Annotated in this window: 20 protein-coding genes; 3 read left to right on the top strand and 17 right to left on the bottom strand. The window is 62.1% G+C overall.

Annotation, left to right across the window (positions count from 1 at the left end; genetic code table 11):
* Positions 1-196: 196 nt before the first annotated feature.
* From FJU30_RS08730 to fepB, 3 genes are read right to left on the bottom strand one after another with little or no spacing between them, the layout of a single operon-like run.
* Positions 197-1,261 carry a FecCD family ABC transporter permease gene (locus tag FJU30_RS08730; protein WP_223881534.1) on the bottom strand — a complete coding sequence of 355 codons (1,065 nt, stop codon included), beginning with the start codon at positions 1,259-1,261 and terminating at the stop codon, positions 197-199.
* Positions 1,258-2,298: a FecCD family ABC transporter permease gene (locus FJU30_RS08725; protein WP_150434565.1), complete on the bottom strand. Its 1,041-nt coding sequence runs from the start codon at positions 2,296-2,298 to the stop codon at positions 1,258-1,260. Before FJU30_RS08725 ends, FJU30_RS08730 begins: the two co-directional genes overlap by 4 nt.
* Before the next feature lie 29 nt (positions 2,299-2,327).
* Positions 2,328-3,308 (bottom strand): Fe2+-enterobactin ABC transporter substrate-binding protein, encoded by a 981-nt coding sequence (gene fepB / locus FJU30_RS08720; RefSeq protein WP_223881533.1) that lies wholly within the window; start codon positions 3,306-3,308, stop codon positions 2,328-2,330.
* A gap of 355 nt (positions 3,309-3,663) precedes the next feature.
* Here fepB and FJU30_RS08715 point away from each other — a divergent pair, with 355 nt between their 5' ends.
* From FJU30_RS08715 to FJU30_RS08705, 3 genes are all read left to right on the top strand, one after another.
* Positions 3,664-4,980: an NtaA/DmoA family FMN-dependent monooxygenase gene (locus FJU30_RS08715; RefSeq protein WP_150434564.1), complete on the top strand. Its 1,317-nt coding sequence runs from the start codon at positions 3,664-3,666 to the stop codon at positions 4,978-4,980.
* 112 nt (positions 4,981-5,092) lie between these two features.
* Positions 5,093-6,727, top strand: coding sequence for a condensation domain-containing protein (locus tag FJU30_RS08710; protein WP_317984040.1), 1,635 nt, complete (start codon positions 5,093-5,095; stop codon positions 6,725-6,727).
* Positions 6,728-6,801: 74 nt separating this feature from the next.
* Positions 6,802-9,906, top strand: coding sequence for an amino acid adenylation domain-containing protein (locus tag FJU30_RS08705; RefSeq protein WP_150434563.1), 3,105 nt, complete (start codon positions 6,802-6,804; stop codon positions 9,904-9,906).
* 11 nt (positions 9,907-9,917) lie between these two features.
* On the opposite strand, the gene FJU30_RS08700 is transcribed toward FJU30_RS08705, so the two are convergent.
* The 14 genes from FJU30_RS08700 to FJU30_RS08635 all read right to left on the bottom strand — a co-directional run bounded on the left by FJU30_RS08700 (position 9,918) and on the right by FJU30_RS08635 (position 26,038).
* Positions 9,918-11,276: a condensation domain-containing protein gene (locus tag FJU30_RS08700; protein ID WP_223881532.1), complete on the bottom strand. Its 1,359-nt coding sequence runs from the start codon at positions 11,274-11,276 to the stop codon at positions 9,918-9,920.
* Between the two features lie 356 nt (positions 11,277-11,632).
* A complete protein-coding gene (locus FJU30_RS08695; RefSeq protein ID WP_150434562.1) occupies positions 11,633-12,103 on the bottom strand; it encodes an AMP-binding protein in 471 nt (156 codons plus the stop codon).
* A gap of 18 nt (positions 12,104-12,121) precedes the next feature.
* Positions 12,122-12,862, bottom strand: a complete 741-nt coding sequence (locus FJU30_RS08690; protein WP_150434561.1) for a CoA-transferase — start codon at positions 12,860-12,862, stop codon at positions 12,122-12,124.
* Positions 12,862-13,803 carry a CoA transferase subunit A gene (locus tag FJU30_RS08685; protein WP_223881531.1) on the bottom strand — a complete coding sequence of 314 codons (942 nt, stop codon included), beginning with the start codon at positions 13,801-13,803 and terminating at the stop codon, positions 12,862-12,864. Before FJU30_RS08685 ends, FJU30_RS08690 begins: the two co-directional genes overlap by 1 nt.
* Positions 13,790-14,779: an NrtA/SsuA/CpmA family ABC transporter substrate-binding protein gene (locus tag FJU30_RS08680; protein ID WP_150434560.1), complete on the bottom strand. Its 990-nt coding sequence runs from the start codon at positions 14,777-14,779 to the stop codon at positions 13,790-13,792. Before FJU30_RS08680 ends, FJU30_RS08685 begins: the two co-directional genes overlap by 14 nt.
* A gap of 38 nt (positions 14,780-14,817) precedes the next feature.
* Positions 14,818-15,534, bottom strand: a complete 717-nt coding sequence (locus tag FJU30_RS08675) for an ABC transporter ATP-binding protein (protein WP_150434559.1) — start codon at positions 15,532-15,534, stop codon at positions 14,818-14,820.
* Entirely contained in the window at positions 15,531-16,379 is an 849-nt protein-coding gene (locus FJU30_RS08670) for an ABC transporter permease subunit (protein ID WP_150434558.1), read from the bottom strand. The genes FJU30_RS08675 and FJU30_RS08670 overlap by 4 nt, the downstream gene beginning before the upstream one ends.
* Positions 16,380-17,598: 1,219 nt before the next feature.
* Positions 17,599-18,531 (bottom strand): DUF4880 domain-containing protein, encoded by a 933-nt coding sequence (locus tag FJU30_RS08665; RefSeq protein ID WP_150434557.1) that lies wholly within the window; start codon positions 18,529-18,531, stop codon positions 17,599-17,601.
* On the bottom strand, positions 18,528-19,007 hold the full coding sequence (locus FJU30_RS08660) for a sigma-70 family RNA polymerase sigma factor (RefSeq protein WP_223881529.1): 480 nt from the start codon (positions 19,005-19,007) through the stop codon (positions 18,528-18,530). Before FJU30_RS08660 ends, FJU30_RS08665 begins: the two co-directional genes overlap by 4 nt.
* Before the next feature lie 141 nt (positions 19,008-19,148).
* Positions 19,149-21,509 (bottom strand): TonB-dependent siderophore receptor, encoded by a 2,361-nt coding sequence (locus tag FJU30_RS08655; protein ID WP_150434556.1) that lies wholly within the window; start codon positions 21,507-21,509, stop codon positions 19,149-19,151.
* Between the two features lie 122 nt (positions 21,510-21,631).
* Positions 21,632-22,516, bottom strand: a complete 885-nt coding sequence (locus tag FJU30_RS08650; RefSeq protein ID WP_150434555.1) for a sugar phosphate isomerase/epimerase family protein — start codon at positions 22,514-22,516, stop codon at positions 21,632-21,634.
* A gap of 20 nt (positions 22,517-22,536) precedes the next feature.
* The gene (locus FJU30_RS08645) at positions 22,537-23,502 is read right to left on the bottom strand and encodes an ABC transporter permease (RefSeq protein ID WP_150434554.1); all 966 of its coding nucleotides are present in this window, start codon (positions 23,500-23,502) and stop codon (positions 22,537-22,539) included.
* Positions 23,492-24,997 carry a sugar ABC transporter ATP-binding protein gene (locus FJU30_RS08640; RefSeq protein ID WP_150434553.1) on the bottom strand — a complete coding sequence of 502 codons (1,506 nt, stop codon included), beginning with the start codon at positions 24,995-24,997 and terminating at the stop codon, positions 23,492-23,494. Before FJU30_RS08640 ends, FJU30_RS08645 begins: the two co-directional genes overlap by 11 nt.
* A gap of 90 nt (positions 24,998-25,087) precedes the next feature.
* Positions 25,088-26,038 carry a substrate-binding domain-containing protein gene (locus FJU30_RS08635; protein WP_150434552.1) on the bottom strand — a complete coding sequence of 317 codons (951 nt, stop codon included), beginning with the start codon at positions 26,036-26,038 and terminating at the stop codon, positions 25,088-25,090.
* Positions 26,039-26,411 lie beyond the last annotated feature (373 nt).

The following is a 26,411-nucleotide window of genomic DNA, read 5'->3' as shown; positions in this document are numbered from 1 at the left end:
CTACGATGGCTGCGTTGAAGCTGGAAAAGCACTTCCTCCGCCTGTCGCCGACCGCGCCGGTGTTCGGTTAAAAAATAAGCAGAAGAATGACGGGAATGATAATAATTCATATTTAGTAATGCAAATCATTATCAATTTAGATCTGGTGAAAAGGCCTGATATGGGACGCCGATCATATTATCGCCGGCGGCAAGATTCAGAAGCGGCGCGTCCGGGTTAACAGCCAGAGCAGGTAGAGCCCGCCCAAAATACCGGTCATGCGGCCCACCGGCACCGCGACGGTCAGGGGAATCAGTTGCGTGATCAGATCGGCCAGCAATAGCAAACAGGCGCCCATCAGCGCGGCGCTGATCACGGGCAGCGTCCGCGCCCGGGTTAAGCGCACCACCAGTTGCGGGGCGGCCAGCGCGACAAAGGCGATAGGGCCGGCGGCGCCGGCGGCCAGCGCCGCCAGAATCACCGCGCACAGAATCATCTGCAGGCGAGTGCGCTCCACGCGAATACCCAGCAGACAGGCCATTTCATCGCCCATTTCCATCATCGTGAGCTTTCTGGCGGCCAGCAGGATCAGCGGCAGCAGGATCGTCACGCCGACGGCGACCGGTATCAGATGCATCCAGGTACGGGATTGTATCGAACCGGCGAGCCACAGATTCGCCATAATCGCATTATCCAGATCCCCCTTCACCAGCAGGAAACCATTCAGCGCGCTGAGTACCGACCCAATGCCGATGCCGGTCAGGATCAGACGATAGCCCCGCATCACCCCAGCTTTCACCGCCAAAACATAGACCAGCAGCGAAGTCAGAACGCCGCCCGTTATCGCGGCCAAAGCAACGGCCATCGGTCCGGGATGGAACAGAACAATCTGGATCAGCGCGCCGGTGGCCGCGCCGGTGGTGCAGCCGATGATGTCCGGAGAACCGAGGGCGTTGCGCGACACCGACTGAAAAATCGCGCCTGACACGCCCAGCGCGGCACCGACAAAAATAGCGGTCAACGTGCGCGGCAGGCGAATATTGCGCACAATGCGGTCGCCGGGACCGCCGTCTCCGCCGCCGAAGATCACATGCAAAATCTGCATCGCGCCGATATCGATGCGCCCTACCGTGATGGCGAACGCGGCCAGCAGCAGCAGCAGCGCCAGCAGCACGCCGCAGACGATCAGCAAACGCGGGGCAACCAGCAGCGACACGCCGCCGCGCCGCCACAGCCGGCCACTCATGACGAACGCGCCGCCCGCGCTCCGCTTAGCGTTCATAACTGTATGAGTTTCCATCGTTTAACCAGCACCACAAACACCGGCCCGCCAATCAGCGCCACCATGATGCCGACGCTGATTTCGCCGGGATAGCCCAGCAGGCGGCCGAGCATATCGGCCGCCACCATCAGGATGGCGGAAATCATCATCGACCAGGGGAGAACCCAGCGATGATCGGAGCCGGCCACAAAGCGAGCGAAATGCGGGGCGGTCAGCCCGATAAAGCTAATCGGTCCTGCGGCCGCCGTGGCGGCGCCCGCCAGCGTAATCACGCTGAGCGCCGACAGCAGCCAGACCGCGGTCGCATTCACGCCGAGGGACTGCCCCAGATCGTTGCCGAGCGCCACCATATCCAGCGCTTTGGCCAGCGCGAACGACATCAGCAGACCGGCGGCGACCAGCACGGAAACCGGCGCCAGCACCGCATAACCGCGCCCCTGCAGAGAACCGACGGCCCAATGGCGAAACTGATTGAACACCTCTTCATCGCTATTGACGGTGATCACCTGGGCTATCGCCAGCAGCACCACGGTCAGCGCCGCTCCCGCCAACACCACCCGCACCGGATTGACCTCACGCCAGCCGCCGCCCAACAGGTATACGCCGCCCCCGACCAGTCCGGCGCCGGCCAGACCAAACCACATATATTCGGCGACATCGGTAATCCCCAGGAAGGCGATGGCCGCTACGATGGCCACCATCGCGCCGGCGTTGACGCCGAGGATACCCGGGTCGGCCAGAGGGTTGCGCGTCAGCGCCTGCATAATGGCGCCGGACACGCCCAGCGCCGCCCCCGCCACAATCGCCAGCAAGGTGCGCGGGATCCGCAGATAGCGCACCAGCAAGTGTTCGCTGCTGCCGGCGTCGAACGCCACCAGCGCCTGCCAGGTGACCCGCGGCGCAATAGGCCGCGTGCCGATAAACAGACTCCCTGCCGCCAGCGCAGCCAGCAACAACGCACAGAGCAGCAGACCCTGACGGCGAAATTTGAACCTGTCGCTGCGCGAACGGGGAACAACCTGCACAACTGGTGGCATGACGTAATCCTGCTGATGGGGCGAAACGGCTATGGCGCAGGTCCGGCCTGCTGCGTCTGGCCAAATCGCCTGATGATGCCGTCGATAATCTCTCTGGCGCTGAAATAATCGATACGGAACGAGTTAACCCCCAGACCGTAGACCTGCTTATTCTTTACCGAAGGCAGGTTGGCCAGCATCGGATCGCGTAGAAACGCCGCCGCTTTCTCATCCCCGGCGCTCAGCAGGAAGGTGGTCGGCGCCGCGAGGCGGGTCAGGTTTTCGTACTGCGCCCAGACAAAATCCTGACGGGGAGAGACGCTGCTTTGCCATGCCGGATCGGGCGCTTCGAGCGTAAAACCGAGCGAACTGAGCAGCCGGGCGTGCACGCCGTCGGCCGTCGCGATGGGATTGCTGGCGCCGGGGCCGTTGTAGCTAATGATATTGACCTTGCCGGCGGGCGGCGCGATTTTATTGCGCGCCCGCTCCACCTCGCGATCGAAGCCGACAATCCGCGCCTCGGTCTGCGCTTCAAGCCCGGTCGCCGCGCCGATTTCCCGCGCCAGGTCCTGCCAGGTCTGGCCGCCATAGTCCAGAACGAGGGTCGGCGCGATAGCCTTCAGTTCCTCAATCTGCCCGAGCGCCGAGTCGCCGCCCGTCAGCGCGACCACGATCAGATCCGGCGCCACGGCGTAAGCCGCCTCCAGATCCGCGCTGCCCGCCGGCCACAGTTTTTCCAACCGACGCGCCTGCGCCACGCGATCCCACTGGGCAAAAAAATGGCCGTTGGCCGCGGTCGCGCTGGCCACCACCGGCGCATCGACGGCCAGCAGCGTGCCGGTGATGGTCACCGAGGTCGACAGGATGCGCTGCGGCGCGGCGGGCAGGCTGACCGTGCTGCCGTCGGCATTGTGAAACGTTCGCGGCCAGCCCGCCGGCTCGGCGCGGACGAACGGCGCGCCCAGCCCGGTCATCAGCGCCAGCGTCACGATAAAACGGCCAGCCGCCGCCATCCACATGCTTCTGTGCATAAGTTCCTCGCGACCATGATGTCCCGTGATCGTTCCGGCCGTGCGCCGCATCGGTTGCCCGTCAGTCAGACAACGTCCTGAAATATTGCCGGGCCGGGGTATCGCATAACGACGCACAATAATGAAAATAATTCTCAATCGCAGCAGTTAAATTCGCGCAGTATATTATTCGCTCGACGCGACCGCAATAGCGGATCCGGCGGCGTGGGGCGCGTCAGGCGGCGCACAATGCGATCGGCGCCGTTGCCAGCGTCCGGCCGGACGGGATACTCTGCCACCGGCTTCCTCGCCGCTTTCCCCGCCCCGGCAGCGTCATGACAGCGGCCGATCACGCTGAGACAGGAGATAAACAGGCATGAAAGCAAAACGACAACTATGCATTGGTATGTCTATCGCGGTCACCTGGTTAACCGGCAACGGCTGGCGACGCCCCGATAGTCGGGTGGAAGAGATCTATTCGGCCGATTTTTACCGCGATCTGGCCAGACGAGCGGAAGCGGCGAAGCTGGATTTTCTCTTTCGTCCCGATACCCTGTTTATCAATCCGCACAGCGCCGCCCGGTCGCCGGCGTTCAGCAGCCTCGATCCCTCGCTGCTGCTGGCCGCCCTCGCGAGGGAGACCCGACGCATCGGCCTGATCACCACCGCATCGACCACGTTTTCTCCGCCTTACCTCGTCGCCAGACAGCTTCAGTCCCTCAACTGGCTCAGCAACGGGCGCGCGGGCTGGAATGTGGTCACGGCGCTCGATGGCCACCGCAATTTCGGCCTGGATTCGATGCCGCCCTCAGCGCAGCGCTACGACCAGGCCCTGGAGTTTACCGATCTGGTGCGCCAGCTCTGGCAAAGCTACCCCCATGACGCGCTGACCGTCGACCGGCAGACAGGAGAATATGCGCGGGCGGCCAGGCTGCGGGCCGTCAACCACCACGGCCGTTTTTTCAATGTCGAAGGGCCGCTGAACGTGCCCGACGCGGGCACCGGCGCCATTCCGTTGTTCCAGGCCGGCGCCTCGGCCCACGGACGCGACTTTGCCGCACGGATCGCCGACGGCGTTTTCGCCGCCACGCCGGACATCGCAGCCGGCATCGAACTGCGCGCCGATCTGCGGCGGCGGGCGCAGGCGCACGGCCGCCGCCCCGAAGCGCTGCGCGTACTGCCCGGATTAAGCCTCTATCTCGGCAAAACCCGTCGCGAGGCGCGCGAACTGTATCAGGACACCCATGCCGGTACGCCCCGCAACCAACAATACGACGCGATTCAGCAGATGCTGGGGCTCGATCTGAGCCGGCTGCCGCTGAATAGCCGGGTCACCGCGCAGATGTTGCCCGCCGCCGCCCCTCAGGCGCGCAGCCAGACCCATGCCGATCTGTTGCGCCGGTTGATTGTACAACAGCAACCCCGCGTGGCCGACCTGCTGAAACGACCGGAGGTTATCGGTTCCGCCCACTGGCTGGTGGTCGGCACGGTTGACGATGCGCTGGACGACATCATCGGGCGCGTGGAGGCCGGCGCGGCCGATGGGTTTATCGCCCTGCCCGGCGGCTCGCCGCAGTCATTGGATCGGTTATTTGACGAATTGATTCCCCGGCTGACGCAACTCGGTCTGTTCCGCCGTGATTATCGGGGCGCCACCCTGCGTCAGCATCTGGGTATGGATCCGCTCGACTAGCCGACGCCGCAAACCACGGCCTGCGCACAAATACAAATAAGAATCATTTCAATTGATATCCGCTATGTAATATATTCGAACCGTCTCGCACACTCAACGTTGATGGGATCCGATGATGAAAGAGTTGACTCCGATGCAGGCGGCCAGTTGGGTTGGCCGGCAATCCGACCAGCGCCTGGGCGGCGTCGCGGCGCATTTATACGCCGAATTCGACAGCGTCGGACTGGATGTCGGGCGGCTGCGGCAAGCCGTCAGTCGGCTCTATCAGGCGCATCCGATGCTGCGCCTGCGCATCACCCCGGCCGGACAGCAAACCATCGAGCCTATCAGCGAGCGCTACCGGCTGCAGATCGACGATCTGCGCGACGAAACTCCGCAGAACGCCGCCCGCCGCCTTGAGGCCAAACGCCGACGCAATAGCACGCAAAAACTGGCGCTTGAGCAAGGCCAGGCATGCGATATCAGCCTCAGTCTGCTGGCGGATACGCGCTGCCGCCTGCATGTCGACGTGGATATGATAGCCGCCGATGCCTGGAGTTTTCGCATCCTGCTGGAGGATCTGGCGCGCCTGTATCGCCAGCCGCAGGACGCGACGCACCAGACCGACGACGCGGGTATCGCCTGGTTCCGCTATCTGGATAAAATGCGCGCGGATGAAAACCTGCAGCGGCGCTACCGACGCGACAGACGCTGGTGGCAGGCGCGCCTTAGCGATTTTGCCCCCGCGCCCCGGCTGCCGCATGACGGCGATACGCAGCGCTGCCGCAGCGACCGGCTGGCCGCGCGGCTGACGTCGGACGAACGCCGGTCGCTGGAGAAAACCGCCCGCGCCCATCATCTCACCCCCTCGACGCTGTTTCTCTGCGCATTCGCCGGCGTACTGGCCGCCGGTTGCGATATGACGCGTTTTCGCCTCAATCTGCCGATGTTTCATCGCGCGCCCTATGTTGAGGCGGTCGGGCAGATTATCGGCGACTTCTCCAGCCTGGTGATTCTGGACGTGACATCCGATGCGAACGAAAGCCTGCTGGCGTTTTGTCGGCGCATGGCGCCGCAGCTGGCCCGCGCAATCAACCATAGCCATTATCCCGGCGTCAATGTACTGCGCGATCTGTCGCGCCGCCACGGCAGCCTGCAGATCGCGCCGGTGGTGTTCACCTCAGGGTTCGGACTGCCCGGCGGCCAGCTGTTTTCCGACGCGGTGCGGCGCAGCCTTGGAGAGATGAACTGGGTGATCTCGCAGGGACCGCAGGTGGCGCTCGACGCACAGGCGGTCGAGATACACGACGGCATTTTGCTGAACTGGGACGTGCGGCTGGACGTTTTTCCCGCGCCGTTGATCCGCGATATGTTCGATCGCCAGCTGGCGCTGCTGCGCCGGCTGGCGCGAGATCCGGCGGCGCTGCATCAGGCCCCCGTCTGGCGACAAGCCGCGGATCGGCCGGCGGACGGCAGCACGGAGCGTCTATTGCTGCGCCTGCTTAACCGGCTGAGCGGCGCGCGCACGATGGGGCCAGACAGCGCGCTCGGCCCGTTGACGGCGCAGCCCGACGCGGCGCGTCAACTGCTGAATTTTATCAACCAGTATCTGCCGGCGTCCCGCCTGACGCTGTCTGAACTTCAGCGCCAGCCTTCTGCGGCCGGTCTGGCCCGCCTGATCGTCAGCCGATCGCCGGACAAGGCAGAACAGACGGCGCGCCGGTTGCTGAAGGCGCTCGACGCCGGCCGCGCCGCAGCTCCCCGTTAGCGGATCGCCCGGGGCGCCCGTTAAACCGTCAGGACGCGCCTTTTTGCCCGCCGGCTAAGACGAGGAAAGTAAGTATGCAGATACCGCTAACCGCCCTGCAGCAGGCTTATCTGCTGGGTAGAGGCGAACAATGGCCGCTGGGCGGCGTCGCTATGCAGGATTTTCGCGAATATCGCGGACGGCTGTCTTTCGCCACCCTGCGGCAACGGCTGGCCGGACTGGTGCGGCGCCACGAGGCGCTGCGCACCCGCATAGACGCCGTGACGCTAACCCAGCGCATAACGACCGACGTCGTGCTCAATCTGGATGAAATCGATCTGCGCGCGATGCCGCGCGACGAAGCGCTGGGCCGGGTGGACGCACTGCGGCGCAGCGCCGGCCAGTCCGGGTGCGACCTTGCCCTGTCGCCCTGGCATATCTGGATCATTGCGCTGGCGGATGCTACGCCGCGCGAAGAGCCGGATTTCACCACCGTGGTGTTCACCCGCTTCGATGCGCTGATTTTGGACGGACCCGCTATCTCGACCCTGGTGGCGCAACTGTTCAGCGACGAGAAGCAGCGGCGTCCGGCCCCGCTGCCGGCGGAGCCATCCGACGCGCGAACGTCGGCCGCGCGTCGTCAGGAGGACAGCCGTTACTGGCGCGAAAAACTGCCGGCTATCCCGCCGCCGCCCGCCTTTCCGTGGACGCGGCCGCTGGCCTCTATTCGCACGTCGAGCTGGCGCCGGGAAAGCGTCACCCTTCCACGGTCGCTGCTCGGACAGATCTGCGCCAGCGGCGCGGCGCACGGCCTGTTTCAGAATGCCATTCTGTCGGCCGCCATTCTGGACACGCTGGCGTTCTGGACCCCGGACGGCGCAATACCGTTCGGCATCCCGGTGGCGTTTCCGACGGCGGACGGCCGGCTGAGTAACGCCTCCACCTTCGTGGTCGCGCACGTCGACCGACGGCCTAAACACGTCTTGCAGACCGCTCATCGCCTGCAGCAGGACATAATGGCGGCGCTGCAGCATCTGGCGTTTTCCGGTGTGGACCTGACCCGATTGCTGCTCAACCAGCATAAAGAAAGCCCGGCGCTGCCGGTGGTGCTGACCAACGGTCTGGCGTGGCCCGCGCCGCCGCCGGACTGTCCGCTGCGGTTCCACGCCGGGCTGACCCAAACCCCGCAGGTGGCGATGGATATTCGTCTGTTGCGCGATCAGGATAAGAATCTGCTGCTGTGCATCGATTATGCCGAACAGGCGCTGGCGCGGCCGGTGGTACGGGATATGCTGGCCGCGATCGCGCGCCGCATGGCGCTGCTGCCGCAGCAGGCTCAACGCGCGCCGTGCGCGGCGCAGTTTATCGATTACCGTCACTATAAACACAACAGCGACGAACATCAGTTTACCGGCGGCGCGTTCCTCGCGCGTCTCGCCCGGCATCTGTTCGGCGCGCCGCCGGCCAAAGCGGCCGTTTTGTGCGGCGATCGGGCGATTTCATACGCGCAACTGGGTCGGTCGGTGCGGGCCGCGATGACCCACCTGCACCGACGCGGCATAACGCAAGGCAAGGTGGTGGCCATTGCCCTGCCCCGATCGCCGGAACACCTGACGATTGCCCTCGCCTGCGCGCTGCAGGGCATCATCTGGGTACCGGTTGACAGCCAATCGCCGCCGCCGCGCATGGCTTACCTGCTGACCAATTGCCGGCCCGATCTGGTGGTCGGCGCCGCGGCCGTCGGGCCGATCGCGGCGGTGCCGCCGGCGGCGCTCCTGTCGCCAGTCGACCAGCCGACGCCGCTTCCGACGGAGGCCGCGCTATCCGCCCTGAGCCACAGCCGCAATCCGGCTTATTATCTCTACACCTCGGGCAGCACCGGCCTGCCGAAGTGCGTGGTGCTTAGCTATCGGGCGACCGATAACACCCTCGGACAAACGCTCGACCGGTGGGACGTCGGCTCGCAGGACGTGTTTATCTCCGTCACGCCGTTACACCACGATATGTCCCTCTTCGATCTGTTCGGCTCGCTGTGCGCAGGCGCCACGCTGGCGATGCCCGCGCCGCATGAAGAAAAAGAGGCGATTGCCTGGAACCGGCTGATCGAACGCCATCGCGTCACCCTGTGGAGCTCTGTGCCGGCAATGCTGGAGATGCTGCTGGCCTGTACCCGCGCCGACCAGTTGCGTTCGCTGCGGCTTATCGCTCAGGGCGGCGATTACATCAAACCATCGACCCTCCAGACGCTGCGTTCGCGTTGCGCCGCCAGCCGGCTGTTCTCTCTCGGCGGTCCGACGGAAACCACCATCTGGAGTATCTGGCACGAGATTGGCGCCGGGGATGTCGAAATCATCCCTTACGGCCGGCCGCTGGCGGCGAATCAGTATTTTATCTGTCATGACGGCGGCGAACACTGCCCGGCCAATGTCGTCGGTCGGATTTACACGGCGGGCGTCAACCTGGCGCTCGGTTACCTGCGGGACGGCCGGCTCGAACAGCATGATTTCGTCACTCTGCTCGATCCGGCCGGCCACCGATTGCGGGCCTTTCGCAGCGGCGACCAGGGCTATTATCGCCGGGACGGCCGCATTATTTTCGCCAGCCGGGTCGACGGTTACGTCAAGGTGCGCGGGATCCGGATTTCGCTGGCGGAAATTGAGAGCGCGTTGAGCAAACATCCGTCGATCAGGGACGCGACGGTGGTCGATTATCCGGCCGACGCAACGGGAGATGTCACACTGGGCGCGATGTACAGTACGCGCCAGGGCGGCGCGTTGCCGGCGGCGGAACTGCGCGCGTTTATCGGTCGCTATTTGCCCGCGACGCATGTGCCGAGCCGGCTGCTGCACAGTCCGGCGCTGCCGCTGACGGCGAATGGGAAAACGGATCGGCTGCGGATAAAGCAACGCCTGATCGCCGGCCAGCCGGTTGACGGCGCGACGCTGGCCGAAGAGATTTCCCCGGACGAGCAACGCCGCCGCTGTCAGCGCATTCTCGATATCTATTTACGCGCGATTGGCGCTGAACAGGACGGGCGGTTCGATGAAAATTCGCCGTTCCTCGACATGGGGCTAAAACCTTCGCATCTCAGGCCCATCGCCCTGCGGCTCCATGAAACTTTCGGCGTACGGCCGGATCCGTACGCCCTGGTGAAATGCGGCAATGCGCGCCACGTCTCGCAGTTATTGCAGCAACGCTGAACCGCGCCGCCTCAGCGCTGATCCGGCGCATTCAGCAAATCCTGCAGTCGCTGATTTAGCGCCGTTTCCCGCACCGCCCGCAGCATAAAAGCCGGCAGCGTTTGCCGGTGGCGGAAAAATGCCTCCTCGCGGTACAACGCCGGATCGGCATCGACATCCGCGATAAGCCCGCCGCCGTCCATTTGGCCGCGCCAGGTCAGATTAAACCCGTCGCCGGGACCGCTGGCGATCACATGGCGGCTGGTGCGGCAGCCGACGAACCCGGGCGCATCGAACGGCAGCACATTGACCAGCGGCGAGAAGAAATAGCGCGAGCCCGAGGACGGCAGCCGCTGGTCGGCCGCGATTTGCTCGATACGATAGCGGCCATGTGCACGCTGGCTGTGCAGTTCACCCATCACGCGCTGCAAAAATTCGCCCAGCCGTTCCTGCGCGCCAATATTGATCCACAACGGCAGAATATTGACCGCCAGGGCCGGCACCCAGGCCGCAACCGGGCAACGGCGATTCATAAACGGCACCCACAGCGGCAGCGTTTGCCGCTCGCCGCAAACCTTATGCGCCAGATGGTGAAACAGATACGCGCCGGAGAGCGCGAGCAGCAGATCGGGCCAACCGATATCACAACGCCCGGCCAGCCGCTGTAAATCAGCGCCGAAACGCTCCGACGGCTGACAAGAGAAATGCAGGCTGGGCGCGCCGTAGTCGCCGCCGCCCTTATGCAGCACCGGCAACGATACGGGAGACGCAAGATAATGCCGCCAATAGCGCCGGTCGGCCGCGCAACGCGGACTCGCGCTATAGGCCTGCTCCCCGGCCAGATAGCGGGCGAACGGATGGAAGGCGACGCCGGCGGCGCGCTGACCTAAGAAGTGGGCATAGAGGCCGGCGCAGCGGTGTTCAATCAGCGCCATGCCGTAGCCGTCGATAATGATATGGTGCGCGCGGATATACCACAGATACCGCGTCTCGCCGACGCGGATCAGCCAGTGCGCCGCCAGCGGCTGACTCAGCAGATCGAGCCGCTGTTCGACGTCGTGCTGCATATGCCGTCGCGCCGCCGCCAGCGGATGATCGCTATCACGCAGGTCAACCCGCCGCAGCGGCGGCGCCCACGCCGGATCGCAACGCTGTAGCGGCGCCGGCCCGTGCCGCGCAAACTGAAAACGCAGCGCAAACACGTCGCTCTCGCGGATGGTCATCGTGATGGCTTCGGCCAGCGCGGCCGCATCCACCGCCCCCTGAATATCAATATAGTGGGCAACCGTTGAGATTGGCCGCTCGGGATAGAGGGTGAATTCCTCCCAGAAATCCAGCTGAGCCAGCGTCAGGGGGAGCCAGTCCGCGTTACGCTCCGTTTCTGCCATCATTGCCACCTTTCTCGGGGTGCCAACGCGCCGGCGGCGCGCGGGGCGCGCGTCATTCTCCCGGACCCTCCGCCCCTCAACAGTCAAGTGCCCGCGCAGAAAAGATAAACGCCGCCAATGATAATAACACCTATTATCATTAACAAGAAGAAGGCGCCCTGAAGACCATCGCGGGATTATCTGGCGTTAAAGCAGCTGCCGTTGCGCGTCGGCGGCGGCGGCGCTACAACGGACATCAGGCCAGCAATGCGCCGAGTTTTTTTCTGTCGACCTTGCCGAGCGCATTTTCCGGCAGGCCGGCAATGAAGTAATACGCCGCCGGCGTATGGCCCGGCGGCAAAAAACTTTGCACGTGGGCGTCAAGCTGCCGGCGCGTCGGACGCTTCGCCGACCGGCATCCGCAACGCGGCGGGCGCATAAATGCGCATCGGCTGATGCGCAAGGGCGACGCTCGCCGCCTCGTCGTCGGTGATCAACAGCCTGATGCCCACCGCGCGCATTCTTTCAGCCAGCGCCGGCCATGTGGCTTTCGGTTCGAGCAAGCAGGGACAGAACCCTGCCGCCATCAGTCCTAAAAACAGCGCGATGGTCTCTACGCTGCGGCCGGCGCGAATAGCGACAAACCGATACTCTCCCGGCGAAAATTCGTCGTTGAGCAACGCAGAACCGCCCGTCGCGTACGCCTGCACCCAGGCGTACAGAGTCCGATAGCTTATCTGCCGATCAACGCCATCAGGCCCGCCAGGCACGATAAACGCGACGTTTGCGCCGCGCGCATGGCGCCGCAGCGCGCCGGTTAAATTTAGCGATCTATTCTGTTCGACTGTCATGTTCTTCTCGGATCTGGTTTACAGCGACAGGCCGGCCGCCAGCCGACCGTCAGGATCAAGCGCCGCCAATGCCCGCAGCTCATCAGGCGTCGGCGGAGGGGCCGGTATGGCGGCGGCGGCGTCGAAAGCGAATCCGGTTAGCTGCGCGATTCGCCCGGCCGTGGTCGACGGGTTCCAGTATTTCAGCGCCAGCCGCCCGGCGCGCCGCTCAAAGACGGCGGCGGGCGTCACCAGTCCGGCCACTCCGCCGCTCGCCGTGACGAAATCCAGTCGCTGCACCAGCGTGCGCGCCGAATGCTCCGTGCGCCAGGTCACCGCGCGCCGGGCCGTCGGCAGCATAACCGCCCCGCCGCCGCCGCCCGGCAGCCGGACTTTCGGCCGGTGCCAGTCGCCAATACAGGACACATTGGTATTGCCCGCGCCGTCGATCTGCGCCGCGCCGAGAAAACAGAGATCCAGCCGGCCGCGGGCGCACAGGTCATAAAAATCCTCATTGGCAAAAATGGCGCGTGACCCTTGCGCCAGTTGCGGGCCGGAGCTGGACAGCGGAATCGACGACGGCGCGGGGTCGACGCCGCCCGCCACGTTGATATAGGTGAAATCGAACGCATAGCTCCGTTTAGCCAGTAAACAGGCGAGCATGGCCGGCGAAGAATTCACGCCGGAGAAGGTAATCTCGTTCGGCCGGATAAATCTGGCCAAATTGATGATCAGGAATGAGAAAGGAGAAAAAACCGGCTCCGCGCCCCGTTGCACCATTAGCTATTCACCTCCGGCGCGCCATCCAGATGTCGCTGTAAAAACGCCGGATCTTGCTGCGCCAGGTAGCACTCCAGCTCAGCATAATCAACGTCGTACCAGGGCCAGCATGACCCGGGCCAACCGCCGTCCGGCACCACCGCCACCGCCTCCACCATAAAATGGGGGATCAGCGTTCGTTCCGGACTGGCGGCGAACGCCGAGTCGTCCACCAGTTTTTCCGCCGTCAACAGCACCCGGCCCGCCGCCCTGCTGATGATATGATCCCAGTTCGGCGTGCCGTAGACGCGCGCATCGCCCGCGGGCGTGACTTCTGCGACATGCAGCACCGCGACATCGGGTTTAATGCGCGGGATCACCCACGTCATCTCGCCGGATCCATAGGGATCGGGCAGGCAAACCCAGCGATTGATGCCGGCCAAATCGGAGCCGTGCACCCCGGCCACCGGCTGGAAAGGCACGCCGAAGGCCGCCGCGCGCAACCCCGCCGTCAGGGTAGCGCAGGCGTGCTCTTCCAGCGTCAGGCGCCCCGACTCCACCGCTCTGCGGTACCAGGGCGCCAGCCCCAGATTGCCCTCCAGCGCGACGATGCCGCAGCGTGCCCGGCTGACCACGCCAGCGCGGCACAGAATATCGATATCGTAACCCGGCGACTGCTTGATGATTTCGATATCCCGCCGTCCCTGTCTGATCAACTCGCGCACCAGGGCGAACGGCGCGCGGTGCAGACAGGTGCCGCCCAGCGCCAGCGAGGCGCCATCAGGGATCAGGGCGGCCAACTGGCTAATGGAGATCAGTTTATGGTTTTTTTTTGCGGCGACGATGCCTTTCAATGACATAACGTGCGTCCCCTCCTGTTTGCCGCCGGACATAGCCCGGCCTGCGATGTTGCGCTCGATCGACGCGCGCCCGGCAAGCAAGCGGGCATCAATGTTTTGCAATCAGGTCTGTCACCTTCACCGCCTGGGGCAGGATTTTGTGACGCGTCAGCCAGTCCGCCGCATTCTGCAAAGTTTGCAGAAATTGCGCATCGTCGGCCGGGTAAAATTGATATTGCCGCTTCAGAGAAATGAAGTAATCTTTCACCTCGTCACTGTATTTACCCGTAGCCTGACTAATGGCCTCAACCTCTTGCGGGTGCGCGGTCGCCCACTCGCCCTCCGCCGCGTAGGCCGCGCCGACCGCTTTGACCAAATCGGGATGGTCGCGGGCAAAATCCCGACGGGTCAGGAACGAGCTGAAATCGTATATTTGATCCTGTTCGCTCTCGATGAAGACGTTATGCGCCTTGTAATTTTGACGCGCGATATCAATGGCCGGACTCCACCACGCCCAGGCGTCGACTTTGCCGGAGCCGAGCGCGGACGCGGCATCCGCGGCATTCAGGTAGATAGCCTTCACTTTGCTCCGCTCAATATTGTGTTTTTCCAGCGCGGCGACCAGCAGCACTTCGCCCAGGCCGGAGCGGTTAACCGCCACCGTTTTGCCGATCAGATCCTCAACCCTATTAATGCCAGACCCGTCTCTGGCGATAATGGCCGACGTTCTGGGCTGATAAACATAAAATTGGGTAAACACCACCGGCGAGCCGGCCAGAATGGCGGCGATGCCGGGCGTGGTCGAGCCGCCGAAGCTGAAGTCTGCGGATTTCCCCACTACCGCCTGAATCGACTGGGCATGGCTGGAAAAGGGTCCTACCCACTCCACGTTAATTCCCTGCGCGGCCAGCCGTTTGGCAAATTCGCCGCGCTCTCTGGCCAGCAAAGTAATATTTCCGCCTCCGCGCGCATAAGTTAATTTGACCGTGGTCTGTTTATCCGTCTGGCCCTCGGCCAATGCCGGCGGCGCGCTAAATAACAGCGCCGCCATCGTCACCAGCGCGCCGGCGATGCGCGCCGGTATTCTGAAATACGTCATCCTGGTTCATCCCCTTAATTAATATTATGATTTAAGACTTACTCGCTGGCCGCGACGCCCAGCTGCGCCAACAGTTCTTTATGCAACAGCGCGCCGTCGCGATACTCGTCCACCCGATATTCATCGCTGATCTGGCCGTTCTTCATAATTAAAATGCGCGTGGCCAGCGTCATCGCTTCTTGTACATCATGAGTAACCAGCAGAACGCCGGGCCGATGGCCGGCAATCAGCTTTTTTAGCAAGTTATGCATTTTTATTCGGGTCAGCGCATCCAGCGAGGCAAAGGGTTCGTCCAGCAATAAAATTCGCGGCTGCTGCACGAAAGCGCGGGCGATGGCGACGCGCTGCGCCTGACCGCCGGATAAATTGCGCGGCCAGTCGGTCAGACGGCCGCCCAGCCCGACCGCCTCCAGCGCCAAACCCGCGCGTTTTTTCGCCTCCTCGCGGCTGACATTACGCATGCCGAGGGTAACGTTGCGCCAGATCGACTCCCACGGCAGCAAACGATGTTCCTGGAACACCACAGCCGGCGAATCCGGCGCATTAATCCGCCCCTCCTGCACCGGGTCCAGCCCGGCGATGGTGCGCAGCAGGGTCGTTTTGCCGCAGCCGCTCTCGCCCAGCAACGCGACGAACTCCCCGCGCGCGATGGTGAGGTTTAGCTTGTTCAGCACGACCCGCGAGCCGTAGGCTTTGACAAGGCCGCGAATCGTCACCACCGGCGCTTCAGCGCTGGTCTGATCGATACTGCTCATCGGCGGGCTCCCGGCGCGTAATTGGGATGCCAGGCCAGCAAATGCCGCTCCAGCGCCCGAGCGATGGCGTCGGCGCTCATGCCAATAACCGCGTAAATCACTATCGTCAGCACGATGATATCCGTCTGCAAAAATTCGCGCGCGTCAACCGCCAGAAAGCCGATCCCGCTGCTGGCGCCGACGGTTTCCGCAATGACCAGCGCCAGCCACGCCGTGGCCAGAGAATATCGTACGCCGGTCAGGATTGACGGCAGCGCGGCAGGAAAAACAATGCGTCGGATGGTCTCGAAATGGCCGAGCTTCTGCACTCTGGCCAGTTCGAGCAGCCGGGGATCGAGCTGGCGAATGCCCAGCGTGGTATTAATGTAGACAGGAAAGGTGACGCCCAACGCCACCATGAATATTTTTTGTTCTTCGCCCACGCCGACCCAGACAATCACCAGCGGCAGCATGGCCAGAAAAGGAATGGCGCGCATCATCTGGATTGTTCTGTCCAGCAGGGCGCCGGCCAGCGCGGAAAAGCCGACCGTCAGCCCCAGTAAAAAACCGATGCTGGCCCCAATGCTCCAGCCCGCCACCGCGCGCGACAGGCTGACCAGCAGGTCGCGCTGCAGCGCGCCGCTTTGTATTAAATCAATGGCGGTGCTCAGTACTTTACTCGGCGCCGGCAGCAGCTCTGCCGCGATCCACCCCGCCCGGCTGGCGTATTCCCAGACGAAAAACAACAGCAAGGGAAAAAGCCAGGAAAGAATGAAAAAAAAATGAGGACGTCGCGGCAGCCATTTATGAATAAACGGGCCAGATTGATATTTTTTTACATCAGAACTCACATTAGAAGGGTTCATATTATCTCTTATCAATAAATCCGGTTGCGCTAACTTCAGAAAAAAAAGCAATTAAGACAGAAACAGACAATGGCCTCAGAAAAAAATCAACATATCGCAAGATATCAATTAACATGCCGGCAACTTATACCCACTAAAAATATACTCACCCGGCTTCAGGTGGCGGCGTACCCTGCATATTTCAGGTTACTGGCGCGTTGGCTTTATTACCTGCCCGTCCATGGGGCCGCCCTTGCAGGGCCGCCGCCAGCGGCGTTCAACTTTACGTAACTTCGCACATTGAGACTCCACCTCTCCTCGTGCGAGGGCAGTACTGGTGGGATGTCATGTCCTGCCCGTGTCGCGCTATAATGCGCAACTGTTTAGCTGCCGGCGGATTCGTCGCTCACCCGGAGACTGACTGCCGCGCTAAACTGCCGGGGATGAATAAGAGACATCCGGTCTCCCCCTGCAGGTCAGGCGCTGGCTGGACAAATTCGTCGCCGCCTCGCCGCCTCGCCGCCTTACTGCAACCCGAACTATTTTCGGCGATATATCGCGTTTACATTTACCTGAATAAAAATCTGGTCCGGCAGTCCCGTATTGGCGCGCCCCGTCAGAACACGGCCGGCACGCAGACAAAATACGGCGCATGTTGAACAGATGTCCGTCCGCGCCACGGAGCGAGCAAACCCGTGCGGATGCGCTGTACGCAAGGATCGCCGGCGCGGCCCGGATGCAAAACGGCAGGTGAAATAGGCAAACCTTGTCGGACCGCTTCTTTTTTCGCATTACGCGGCTCATATAAGCATCGCCCGTAAACAGCCAACGCGCGGCGTTATTTAAAACGCCCCATTTTCATCCTGCGCCCAAATTATTTAAATTATAAAATTGGCGCTATTCCCTAAATAACCTGAATGACGGGAAAGCCGCAGGCGAACAAATCAGGATGAGGTACACAATTATTTCATTCGGTTAAATAAACGTAACCAACACGCATACGGCTTGCCGTATGACGGCTAAAAACCCTATTTATCCGGCATCTCTGGCGCGAAGTAAAATATAAAATATGGATATTATTATTTGCATTCGACATAACTAAAAATAAATTCAATCACCTGCGGATATAGAATATGTCAGGACAGACGATAATGGAAAATAAGGCGTGCTTATTTATTAAATATTTCTGATGTCCCACGCCGCCACGCGATACGCCACGGAAATGCGGGGCTGAGCGAAACTAACGCGGACCAATATCCACCCACCAGGCAAAACGTCTGTTTACCCTGACCGGCAATGTTCGCGCCAGCGCGGCCAGAAAGCGTTCGGTTTCGTACAGCGGAAATACGCCGGAAATACGCAGGCCGGCGACCTGGCTCTCGACGCGGAAATAGCCGGTATGATAGCGGGCGAATTCGGCGAGCAGCTGATCCAACCGCATATTGTCCGCCACCAGCACGCCGGCGCGCCAGCTCTGGCGGAACGGTTCGACCGCGCCGGGCGCCCGACAGCCCGTCTGGTCAAAAGCCACCTGCTGGCCGGCGCCGATCGTACGCGTCTGATCGGCGCTCCGCAGGCTGACCAGACCGTCGAAGACCGCCAGCACGCTTTCGGCCGCGCCGTAGCGCAGCGCGAGGCGGCAAGGCGTGGAGGCATCGATGCGTCCGTGCCCGGTGATCAGTTCAACGGGCGGCGCGCCGCGACTCTCCAGCATCAGTTCGCCTTTGATCAGATGAAACACCCGCCGCTGAACCTGCGTGTTCAGATTCAGCGCCGAATCCGTATTCATCCACACCGTCAGGCCGTCGGCGATTCTCAGCTCGCGGGTTTCCCCGGTGGCGGTGCGGTAATCGGCGGCATAGCTTTCCCACGGCAGGCTGACCCCCACGCCGCCGCTCACCGCGACCAGCGCCAGCAGTTTAAGCATGCGTCGCCGTTCGCGCCCGCGCCGGTTCAGCACCGAACTCGCCAGACGGCCGTCCACCGCGTGCAGACGCGCGTGAATCTGCTCAACCTGCCGCCAGGCGCGCTGATGATCCTCATGCTGATTCAGCCAGCGCCGCCAGCGCCTGCGATCGTCGTCGCTGCAGTTTTCGTCATACAGCACGGCATACCACTCGGCGGCGGCATGTAGCACCTCTTTGGCAAGAACGGGCCGTAACGCGGCGGTCATCGCGCCTGACAGAGCAGACAGTTCATCATCGCCTGCGCCATATATTTTTTCACCATCCGCTCGGAGACGGCTAACCGTTCGGCGACCTGGCGGTAGGTCAGCCCCTGCAGATGAACCCAAAGAAACGCCTGACGCGCCCGTACCGGCAGCGAGGCCAACATCGCGTCGATTTCGCACAAGGCGTCAATCACCATCGCCTGCTGCTCCGCCGACGGCATCACGCCTGGCGCCTGTTCCGCCGCCAGCTCCCGCCAGGCGCGTTCAATGTCCTGGCGCCGCCAGTGATTCACCACCAGTCCGTGCGCCACCGTGGTCAGCCAGGCGCGCGGCTCGCGGATGGACAGCGCCTGATGCTGGGCGATCAGGCGCAAAAACGTGTCCTGCGCCAGATCGGCGGCCTGCTGGGAGCAGCCCAGACGGCGGCATAGCCACGCCTGCAGCCAGCTGTGGTGATCAAGATAAATCTGCTCAACCACGGAGGACTCTGTCTGATCGGCATACACAAACGCAGGAGAATTCACGGGCGTAACTCAGTCTGATGGCAATGAAATGATTTTCATTATCACCACCATTAAAGTCAATGAATATTCACCCGCGTCGATCTCCGGCGCCGCGCCCTACCAGCGGTAGCTGACGCTGGCGCTGAGGTTGCGCCCTTCTCCGTAGTAGCACCAGAAATTACAGGCGCTGACATACTGGTGATTAGCCAGGTTGGTGGCGTTGACCTGCAGCCGCCAGTTTTTGCTGAAATCATAAGCGATCATCGCGTCCCACAGCGCGTAGGGCGGCACTTTCAGGTCGGGGTCTTCGGTATTATCGCCGAACGAACCGCCGACATAGCGGACGCCGCTGCCCACGGTCAGCCCGTCCAGCGGGCCGCTGAAGGCATAGTTCAGCCAGGCGGACGCCATGTGCTCCGGCAGCCCCGGCAGACGTTTGCCCTCTTCGGCCCGATTAAGCGATTTAGTTATTTCAACCTGGCTATAGGTGTAGTTGGCGGTCAGCGTCAGCTGCGGATAAATTTCGCCGCCCAGCTCCAGTTCGAGTCCGCGCGCGCGCGCCTCGCCGGTCTGCACCGTTACCGCCGGATTAGCGGGATCTGTAGTCTGCACATTCTGCTGCACCAGGTTATACAATGCGGCGGAGGCATAACCGTTGAAACCATCCGGCGTATACTTCACCCCGATTTCCGTCTGTTTGCCGACTTCCGGCTCATAGGGTCGGTTGTAGCTATCGCGCCCCGCGACCGGCAGGAAGGATTCCGCGTAGCTGACGTAGGGCGACAGACCATTGTCGAACAGATACATCACACCGGCCGTCTTGCTGAATTTATCGTCGTCCATGCGTGTGTCATCGCCCGACTGCAGATTACGATCGCGCGATTTCGCCACGTCGTAACGACCGCCCAGCAGCAGAATCAAGCGCTGGTTATATTTTATCTGATTCTGAATATAGTAGCCGGTCTGATGACGTCCTGAACGGTGATCGAACAGCTCGTCGTCTCCCGGCGGCGTATAGTTGCCGTACACCGGGTTAAAGATATCGATCGGATCGCCGAAAGCATACAGATTCGCGTCGCGGCTCTGTGTGTTGGCGCGCCGGTAATCGACGCCGAGCAGCAGGGTGTTGTCGAAATCGGCGAACTGCCACTCGCCCACCATACGGTTATCCAGCGCCCAGTTTTGCGCGAAGCCGTCGCGATAGGTTAACCCGCGAGACGCCAGACGGTCGCTGCCGGACACCATGCCCAGCGCGTAGGCGCCGCGCAGATCCATGTTCAGGTAGGTGTAATTCAGGTTCTGATGAAACGTCCAGACGTCATTCAAATGATGGGTGAACTCATAACCCAGGGTAAACTGGCGCGTATTATGGTTATTGATGCCCGGCTCGCCCAGCGACGTCTCATAGCCCACCTTGCCGAACGGCGTGTCGTGCAGCGTGCCGTAGGGCAGTTTAAATCCGTTGGTCATGCCGGATCGGGTATCCATATAGCTGGCCAGCAGCGTTAACTCGGTATTCTCCCCCAGCAGAAAGGTCGCGCTCGGCGCCAGATAGAAACGCTTGCTTTTGGCGAAGTCGACCTCGCCCGAGGTTTCACGCGCCAGCCCCACCACCCGGTACAGCACCGTGCCGTCATCATTCAGCGGGCCGGCGCTGTCAATCGCCAGATGGCGGTAATCGTCCGAGCCGTATTTCAGCTCGATCTGTCCCTGCGGCAGGCGCGTCGGCCGTTTGCTGATCACGTTAATCAGGCCGCCGGGCGGGTTCTGCCCGTACAACACCGATGCCGGCCCCTTTAATACCTCGATGCGCTCAATACCGAACGGCTCGATCTGCTGACCGTAAAAGCCATCTTCGTTCAGCGTGGCCAGCCCGTTCTGGAAGCGGGACTGATCGCTAAAGCCGCGTATGGTCACCCATTCCGCCTTATTGTCCGGCCCATAGGGCGTGGCCAGAATGCCGGCGCTGTAGCGCAGCGCCTGATCGATCTTCTGCGCGCCGCGCTGCTGAATTTGCGTATCGGTGACCACCGACACCGAGCGCGGCGTCTCCGACAGCGGCGCATCCAGTTTTAACGCGGTATTGGGCGGCGCATTGACCACGATGCTGTCGTTTTTCGCCGCCGCGCCGCCGGGCGGTTGTCGCACCAGCGTGACGCTGCCGTCGGCGCTGGTGCGTGCCGCCAGACCGCTGCCGCTGAGAAGCTGCGCAAAACCTTGCTCGGGATGATAATTGCCCTGCAGACCGGCGCTGCGCTTACCGACGGTGAGCGCCGGATCGTAAGCCAGCAGCACGCCGGACTGCTGCGCGAACTGATTCAACGCTTGATTAAGCGGTCCCGCCGCAACGGCATAGTGCTGAACCTCGGCCGCGGGCGCGGCGTACGGCGTCATCGACGGCAACGCCAGACCGCACGCGCCGGCCAACGCCGCGCGGCGCAGCAGGTTTCCCCGGAGGTTGATACGAAATCTTGCCATTCTTCTCCCCTTTAGCGAAATAATTATCGTTTTCACTCGTTATGCCAATTGAGCAAGGGGAAAAGGGAACCGCCGTCGATAAAAATAATTTTCCGCTTCGGACAGCGCCGCCGGATACCGGCTCAGACCGCCTGTTTCAGCAGCGCGATCCCCGCCTGCATATCGCGCAATACCGACTCGTCGCTCTGTTCGAAGGGATAGAGGATTTCGATTAGATAGGTTTGTTCAGTCAACCGCTGATCGCGCCAGAATGCGCTCAGCCGTTCGGGGGTGACGATGCCCTGTCGGGTGAAATTCCAGTGGCGATCGCGCTGGCCGTCCGTCTGTTGAATATGCCAGGCGTCGATATACTCGCCGCACTGTTCGATCCAGTGTTCCATATTGGCCTGTTCGCCAAACAGCGGCGCGAACAGCGCGTGCCCCCAGTCGACCAACAGCCGCACCGGAATGTCCGTCGCCCCGTCCAGATCGGTCATCAGACGCCGCGCGTCCTGCGCGGAGGCCGGGAACTCCGTCGCCAGCGGCACCGGCTCAATCAACAGGGTGGATAAACCGCGCGTTTTGGCATAGCGCGATAGCTCGACCAGCGCCAGCAGCGCCTGCTGATAAATCGCCTCGCGCCGCGCCGGGTCGAGCGCATCCTGCGCCGAATAAGAGCCCAGCGGCATGCCGGTGGCGCGCACGCCCATTTCGGCCGTCATGTCGATGGCGCGCTTCAGGTGCGCTTTGCCCAGCGCGCGCAGATTCGCGTCCGGCGCGAGAAAATGGTTATAGCAGTATGAAGCCAGGCCGCCGAAGGTGCTTTCGACGGTAATGCCGGCGGCGCGAAAGGCATCGGCATAGTCGCGCGCCGCCGCGTTGCGCGCCGCCGCCGGCCACCAGGGGTCGACCAGATCCCAACTGAACTGGACGATATCCATGCCCAGATCCTGTTTCACCACCCGGGCCAGCGACTCGCCGCCCAGCCAGCGTTTGACGGCGAAAGAAAGATTTAATCCGAGTTTCATCGTAACGTCCTCCAGACCGGCTACGTTTCTTCTTTACGGATATAGCGCCGCGAGATGGCGTCGAACGATATCGCGACCACCACCATCACGCCGCTGACGATGCCCTGCCAGTACGGCGACACGCCGAACAATACAATGATGTTTTCGATAATGCCGATAATGCTGGCGCCGAGAATGGCGCCGAACGGCGTGCCGACGCCGCCGGTGGTGGCCACCCCGCCGATCACCGCGGCGGCGATCGGCGCCAGCACCCAGCTTTCGCCGATTGAAGGTTGAGCGGTGCCGAGCCGGGCGACCATCAAAATACCGGCAAGCGCGGCCAGAAAACCGGCGCAGGTGAACACCAAAATCCGCACCCGATCGACCCGGATGCCCAGCATGCGGGCCGCCGCGCCGTTATTGCCGATGGCGTACATATAGCGGCCGAACGGCGTTTTAAGCGTAATGAAGGTGGCGACCGCCAGCACCAGCAGCATAATGACGAACGGCACCGGCAGGGCGAAAAGACTGCCCCGCCCCAAAAATTGCAGCTCGGCCGGGATGCCGGTGATCGCCACGCCGCGGGTCAGCACCAGGTTGGCGCCGCCGAAAATCCCGGCGGTGCCGATGGTCAGCACCAGCGAATGCAGGCGCAGTTTGGTGACCAGCACCCCGTTCAGGCAACCGAGCGCGGCGCCCAGCAGCAGGGCCAGCGCGCAGGCGGCGGCGGGATGCAGGCCCATATTCACCATCAGAATGCCGGCGGTCACTCCGCACAGCCCGCCGGTCACGCCCAGCGAAAGATCCAGCTCGCCGAGGATCATCAGCATTGACTGACCAACGGTGATTAAGCCGATAAACGCCAGCGTTCTGGCCACCACCGACATATTGTAGGGCGACAGAAACCAGGGCGAAATCAGCGACGACAGCGTAAAGATGATCAGCAGCGCGACGAAGACCCCCACCAGCGGGTTGGCGCTCAGGATGGAAAAACGGCTATGCTGCATGATGATTCTCCGCGCCAAAAATCGCCCTGATCAGCGTTTCGTTATCGGTGGTCGCCGTGGCGAAATCCCCGGTGACGGCGCCGTGATGCAAAGTAATAATGCGGCTGGCGCATTGATGCAGTTCCTCCATTTCCGACGAAACGAGAATAATGCCGACGCCGCTCTCGCACAGCGAGCGCATGATTTTATAAATCTCGCCCTTAGTCATCACGTCAATTCCCCGGGTCGGTTCATCAAAGATCAGTACGTCGGGCTGCGTGGCCATCGCGCGCCCGATAATGATTTTTTGCTGATTGCCGCCGGAGAGGAAATCGATGCGGGTTTCCATGTTGTGCGTTTTGACGTCGTAAGAGTTAATCACGTCCCGCACCTCGCGCTTTTCCTTCGCCGCGGAGATGCCCAGCCAGCCGAGCGTGCGTTTCAGGATGGCGATCCCGATATTTTCCCGCACGCTGAGCATCGGCAGAATACCGTGCAGTTTGCGCTCTTCCGACAAGTACAGCATGCCGTTGCGCACGGAAAACGGCGGGTTGCCCAGGCGCCACGCCCGTCCCTTCACCGTTACCCTGCCGCCGCTGGCCGGCAGATAGCCGAACAGCGTTTGCATCAGTTCGCTGCGGCCGGCGCCCACCAGCCCGGCAAATCCCAGAATCTCCCCGCGCCGCAGGGTGAAAGAGATATCGTGAAAGCGCCGGCCGCTCAGCCGGCTGACCTCAATCAACGGCTGGCCGTCGCCGGTCTGCGCGCCCTGCGGGCGAAAGTGTCGCCGCTGCTGCGGCGCGACGCCGGACATCGCCCGAATCAGCCCGCTTTCCGTGGTGTCGGCTATTTTTCCGCTTTCTATTTTCTCGCCGTTGCGCAACACGCTGTAGTCGTCGCCGATGGCGAACACCTCGTCGAGCTTATGCGAAATAAACACGATGGCGTGCCGACGCGCCTTAAAATCCGCGATTACGTTGAATACCCGCTCGACCTCAGTGCGGGTCAGCGACGACGTCGGTTCGTCAAGGATCAGCACCTTCATCTGCTGGTTAGTGGCGGCGCGGGCGATTTGCAGCAACTGCCGATCGGAAATTGAAATATCGCGCACCAGATCGTCCGGCCGGGCTTCGATACAGAACGGCTCGAGGTAACGACGCGCCGCGCGGTTTATCGCCCGGTAGTCGATATAGCGCCCGGAGAATCCCGACCGCGCATAGGGAATAAACAGGTTTTCCGCCACGCTCATATGCGCGAAGAGATGCAGTTCCTGCGGCACATAAGCCACCGAATTAAACAGCTGCGGCGCTTCCAGCGGGTTCAGACCGTCAATGGTTATCGCGCCCCGGCTGGGACGCAGGGCGCCGGTGAGTATTTTAACCAGCGTGGATTTGCCCGCGCCGTTTTCGCCGGCCAGAACATGCACCCGGCCGGCCTCCAGCGCCAGCGTCACATCATTTAACGCCCTGACGCCTGGAAAGTCGCGGCCCAGGCGTTCAACCTGCAGAATAGCCATGCTGTACGTTTCCTCATGTGGAGGCCTGCGCGCGCCGGTTCTGTTGCCGCGCCGTCGCGGGGCGCGCCGGCCCCGAAGGCGCCGCTGTCCCTATTCGCCGACGTTATCCTTGTTGATGACCGCAATGCCGGTATCGATATATTTCGGCGTTTCGATGCCAATCGCCTTCTGCCACATGGTCATCACCGCCCAGTACCCCTGCATTTCCGGTTTGGTGGAAGAGGTGCTGTCGGCCACGCCGTCGCGGATCAACTGCAGCATTTCCGCCAGATCGTCCAGACCGACCAGCAGAACCTGATTGGCCTTATTAGCCTCTTTGATCGCCTGGCCGATGCCGATCGGTCCGGCCGCGTCCGACGCCACCCAGCCCTTCAGATTCGGGTGCGCCTGCATAATGGCCGCCGCCTGCTTTTGCGCCGTTTCTATATCGTCGTTGTCGATACCGGTGGCGACGACCTTAATACCGGGATGCTGCGCGAAGGTTTTCCGGTGACAGTCGGCGCGAATGGCGTGGTTCGGTGCGCTGGGCACGCCCATCATGATCGCCACCTCGCCCTGCCCGTTGAGCAGTTCCACCAGCCGGCGCGCCGCGATCTGCGCCTGCTCGCAAAAATCATTGCCGATGCTGGTCAGCGGCATATCCGCCGGCGCCACGGAGTCGAAGATAGTAACGGGAATGCCCTGGTCCACCGCCTCTTCCAGCGATGCGCGGTTGCCCTTTTCGTCGAGTAAATCGATGGCGATGCCGTCCGGCCGGGTGGCGATGGAACTTTCCAGAATTTGATTCTGCAACACCACGTCGGCCTGCTGCGGCGCGCTGTAGATAATTTGCACATCGGCACCGGTTTGCGCCTTCAGCACCGCGGCGGCCTGTTTCGCGCCGTTATTCACCTTGTCGAACCACGGGTGCACGACTTTGGGGATAATCACGAAACGGTAACTGTCTTTTTTGCTCAGTCCGGCCTGCTCGTCCTGGGCGAAAGCCGTGAGGGGTAATATCAATGCGGCGGCGAGCAACGCGCTCAGCGGGATCTTGTTCATTGTCCACTCCCTATAGAAACCGTTATCCGCACCGGACGACGGCGTTCGTCCGGTTGCGACAGCACGCTGACGCAACCGGCAAAGCCCGGTGACCAATGGCCTGGAGATAAACATCGTACATTTGTAAAATTTAAAATACACTTATCTCACGAGCGCATCTTTCCACGTTATTTTTCCTTTATCTGCGCCCACGCTCACATAAACCACATCGCTATGGCGTGCGAATTAACAGAATTGAACGATTTTGCTACATAAACGCCACGCGCATCACAAAGAGGCGCGGCGATGCGCCCGGCAAGCGTGGATGAGTCTGCATGAGAGTCGGCGCCGGGGATTTACGCCCGGCGACAAAAGCGGCGGATGGGAAACAATG

Source organism: Affinibrenneria salicis, from assembly GCF_008710095.1.
The sequence above is the reverse complement of the archived record's forward strand: the minus strand, read 5'-3'. Positions and strand labels throughout refer to the sequence as shown.

Bases quoted from the DNA above. Each gene is read 5' to 3' on its own strand.
- FJU30_RS08725 (WP_150434565.1), bottom strand. From the start codon at position 2,298: ATGCCACCAGTTGTGCAGGTTGTTCCCCGTTCGCGCAGCGACAGGTTC.
- FJU30_RS08650 (WP_150434555.1), bottom strand. From the start codon at position 22,516: ATGAAACTCGGATTAAATCTTTCTTTCGCCGTCAAACGCTGGCTGGGC.
- FJU30_RS08730 (WP_223881534.1), bottom strand. From the start codon at position 1,261: ATGAACGCTAAGCGGAGCGCGGGCGGCGCGTTCGTCATGAGTGGCCGG.
- FJU30_RS08645 (WP_150434554.1), bottom strand. From the start codon at position 23,502: ATGCAGCATAGCCGTTTTTCCATCCTGAGCGCCAACCCGCTGGTGGGG.
- FJU30_RS08715 (WP_150434564.1), top strand. From the start codon at position 3,664: ATGAAAGCAAAACGACAACTATGCATTGGTATGTCTATCGCGGTCACC.
- FJU30_RS08700 (WP_223881532.1), bottom strand. From the start codon at position 11,276: ATGATGGCAGAAACGGAGCGTAACGCGGACTGGCTCCCCCTGACGCTG.
- FJU30_RS08635 (WP_150434552.1), bottom strand. From the start codon at position 26,038: ATGAACAAGATCCCGCTGAGCGCGTTGCTCGCCGCCGCATTGATATTA.
- FJU30_RS08710 (WP_317984040.1), top strand. From the start codon at position 5,093: ATGATGAAAGAGTTGACTCCGATGCAGGCGGCCAGTTGGGTTGGCCGG.
- FJU30_RS08655 (WP_150434556.1), bottom strand. From the start codon at position 21,509: ATGGCAAGATTTCGTATCAACCTCCGGGGAAACCTGCTGCGCCGCGCG.
- FJU30_RS08695 (WP_150434562.1), bottom strand. From the start codon at position 12,103: ATGACAGTCGAACAGAATAGATCGCTAAATTTAACCGGCGCGCTGCGG.
- FJU30_RS08690 (WP_150434561.1), bottom strand. From the start codon at position 12,862: ATGGTGCAACGGGGCGCGGAGCCGGTTTTTTCTCCTTTCTCATTCCTG.
- fepB (WP_223881533.1), bottom strand. From the start codon at position 3,308: ATGCACAGAAGCATGTGGATGGCGGCGGCTGGCCGTTTTATCGTGACG.
- FJU30_RS08705 (WP_150434563.1), top strand. From the start codon at position 6,802: ATGCAGATACCGCTAACCGCCCTGCAGCAGGCTTATCTGCTGGGTAGA.
- FJU30_RS08670 (WP_150434558.1), bottom strand. From the start codon at position 16,379: ATGAACCCTTCTAATGTGAGTTCTGATGTAAAAAAATATCAATCTGGC.
- FJU30_RS08680 (WP_150434560.1), bottom strand. From the start codon at position 14,779: ATGACGTATTTCAGAATACCGGCGCGCATCGCCGGCGCGCTGGTGACG.
- FJU30_RS08640 (WP_150434553.1), bottom strand. From the start codon at position 24,997: ATGGCTATTCTGCAGGTTGAACGCCTGGGCCGCGACTTTCCAGGCGTC.
- FJU30_RS08665 (WP_150434557.1), bottom strand. From the start codon at position 18,531: ATGACCGCCGCGTTACGGCCCGTTCTTGCCAAAGAGGTGCTACATGCC.
- FJU30_RS08675 (WP_150434559.1), bottom strand. From the start codon at position 15,534: ATGAGCAGTATCGATCAGACCAGCGCTGAAGCGCCGGTGGTGACGATT.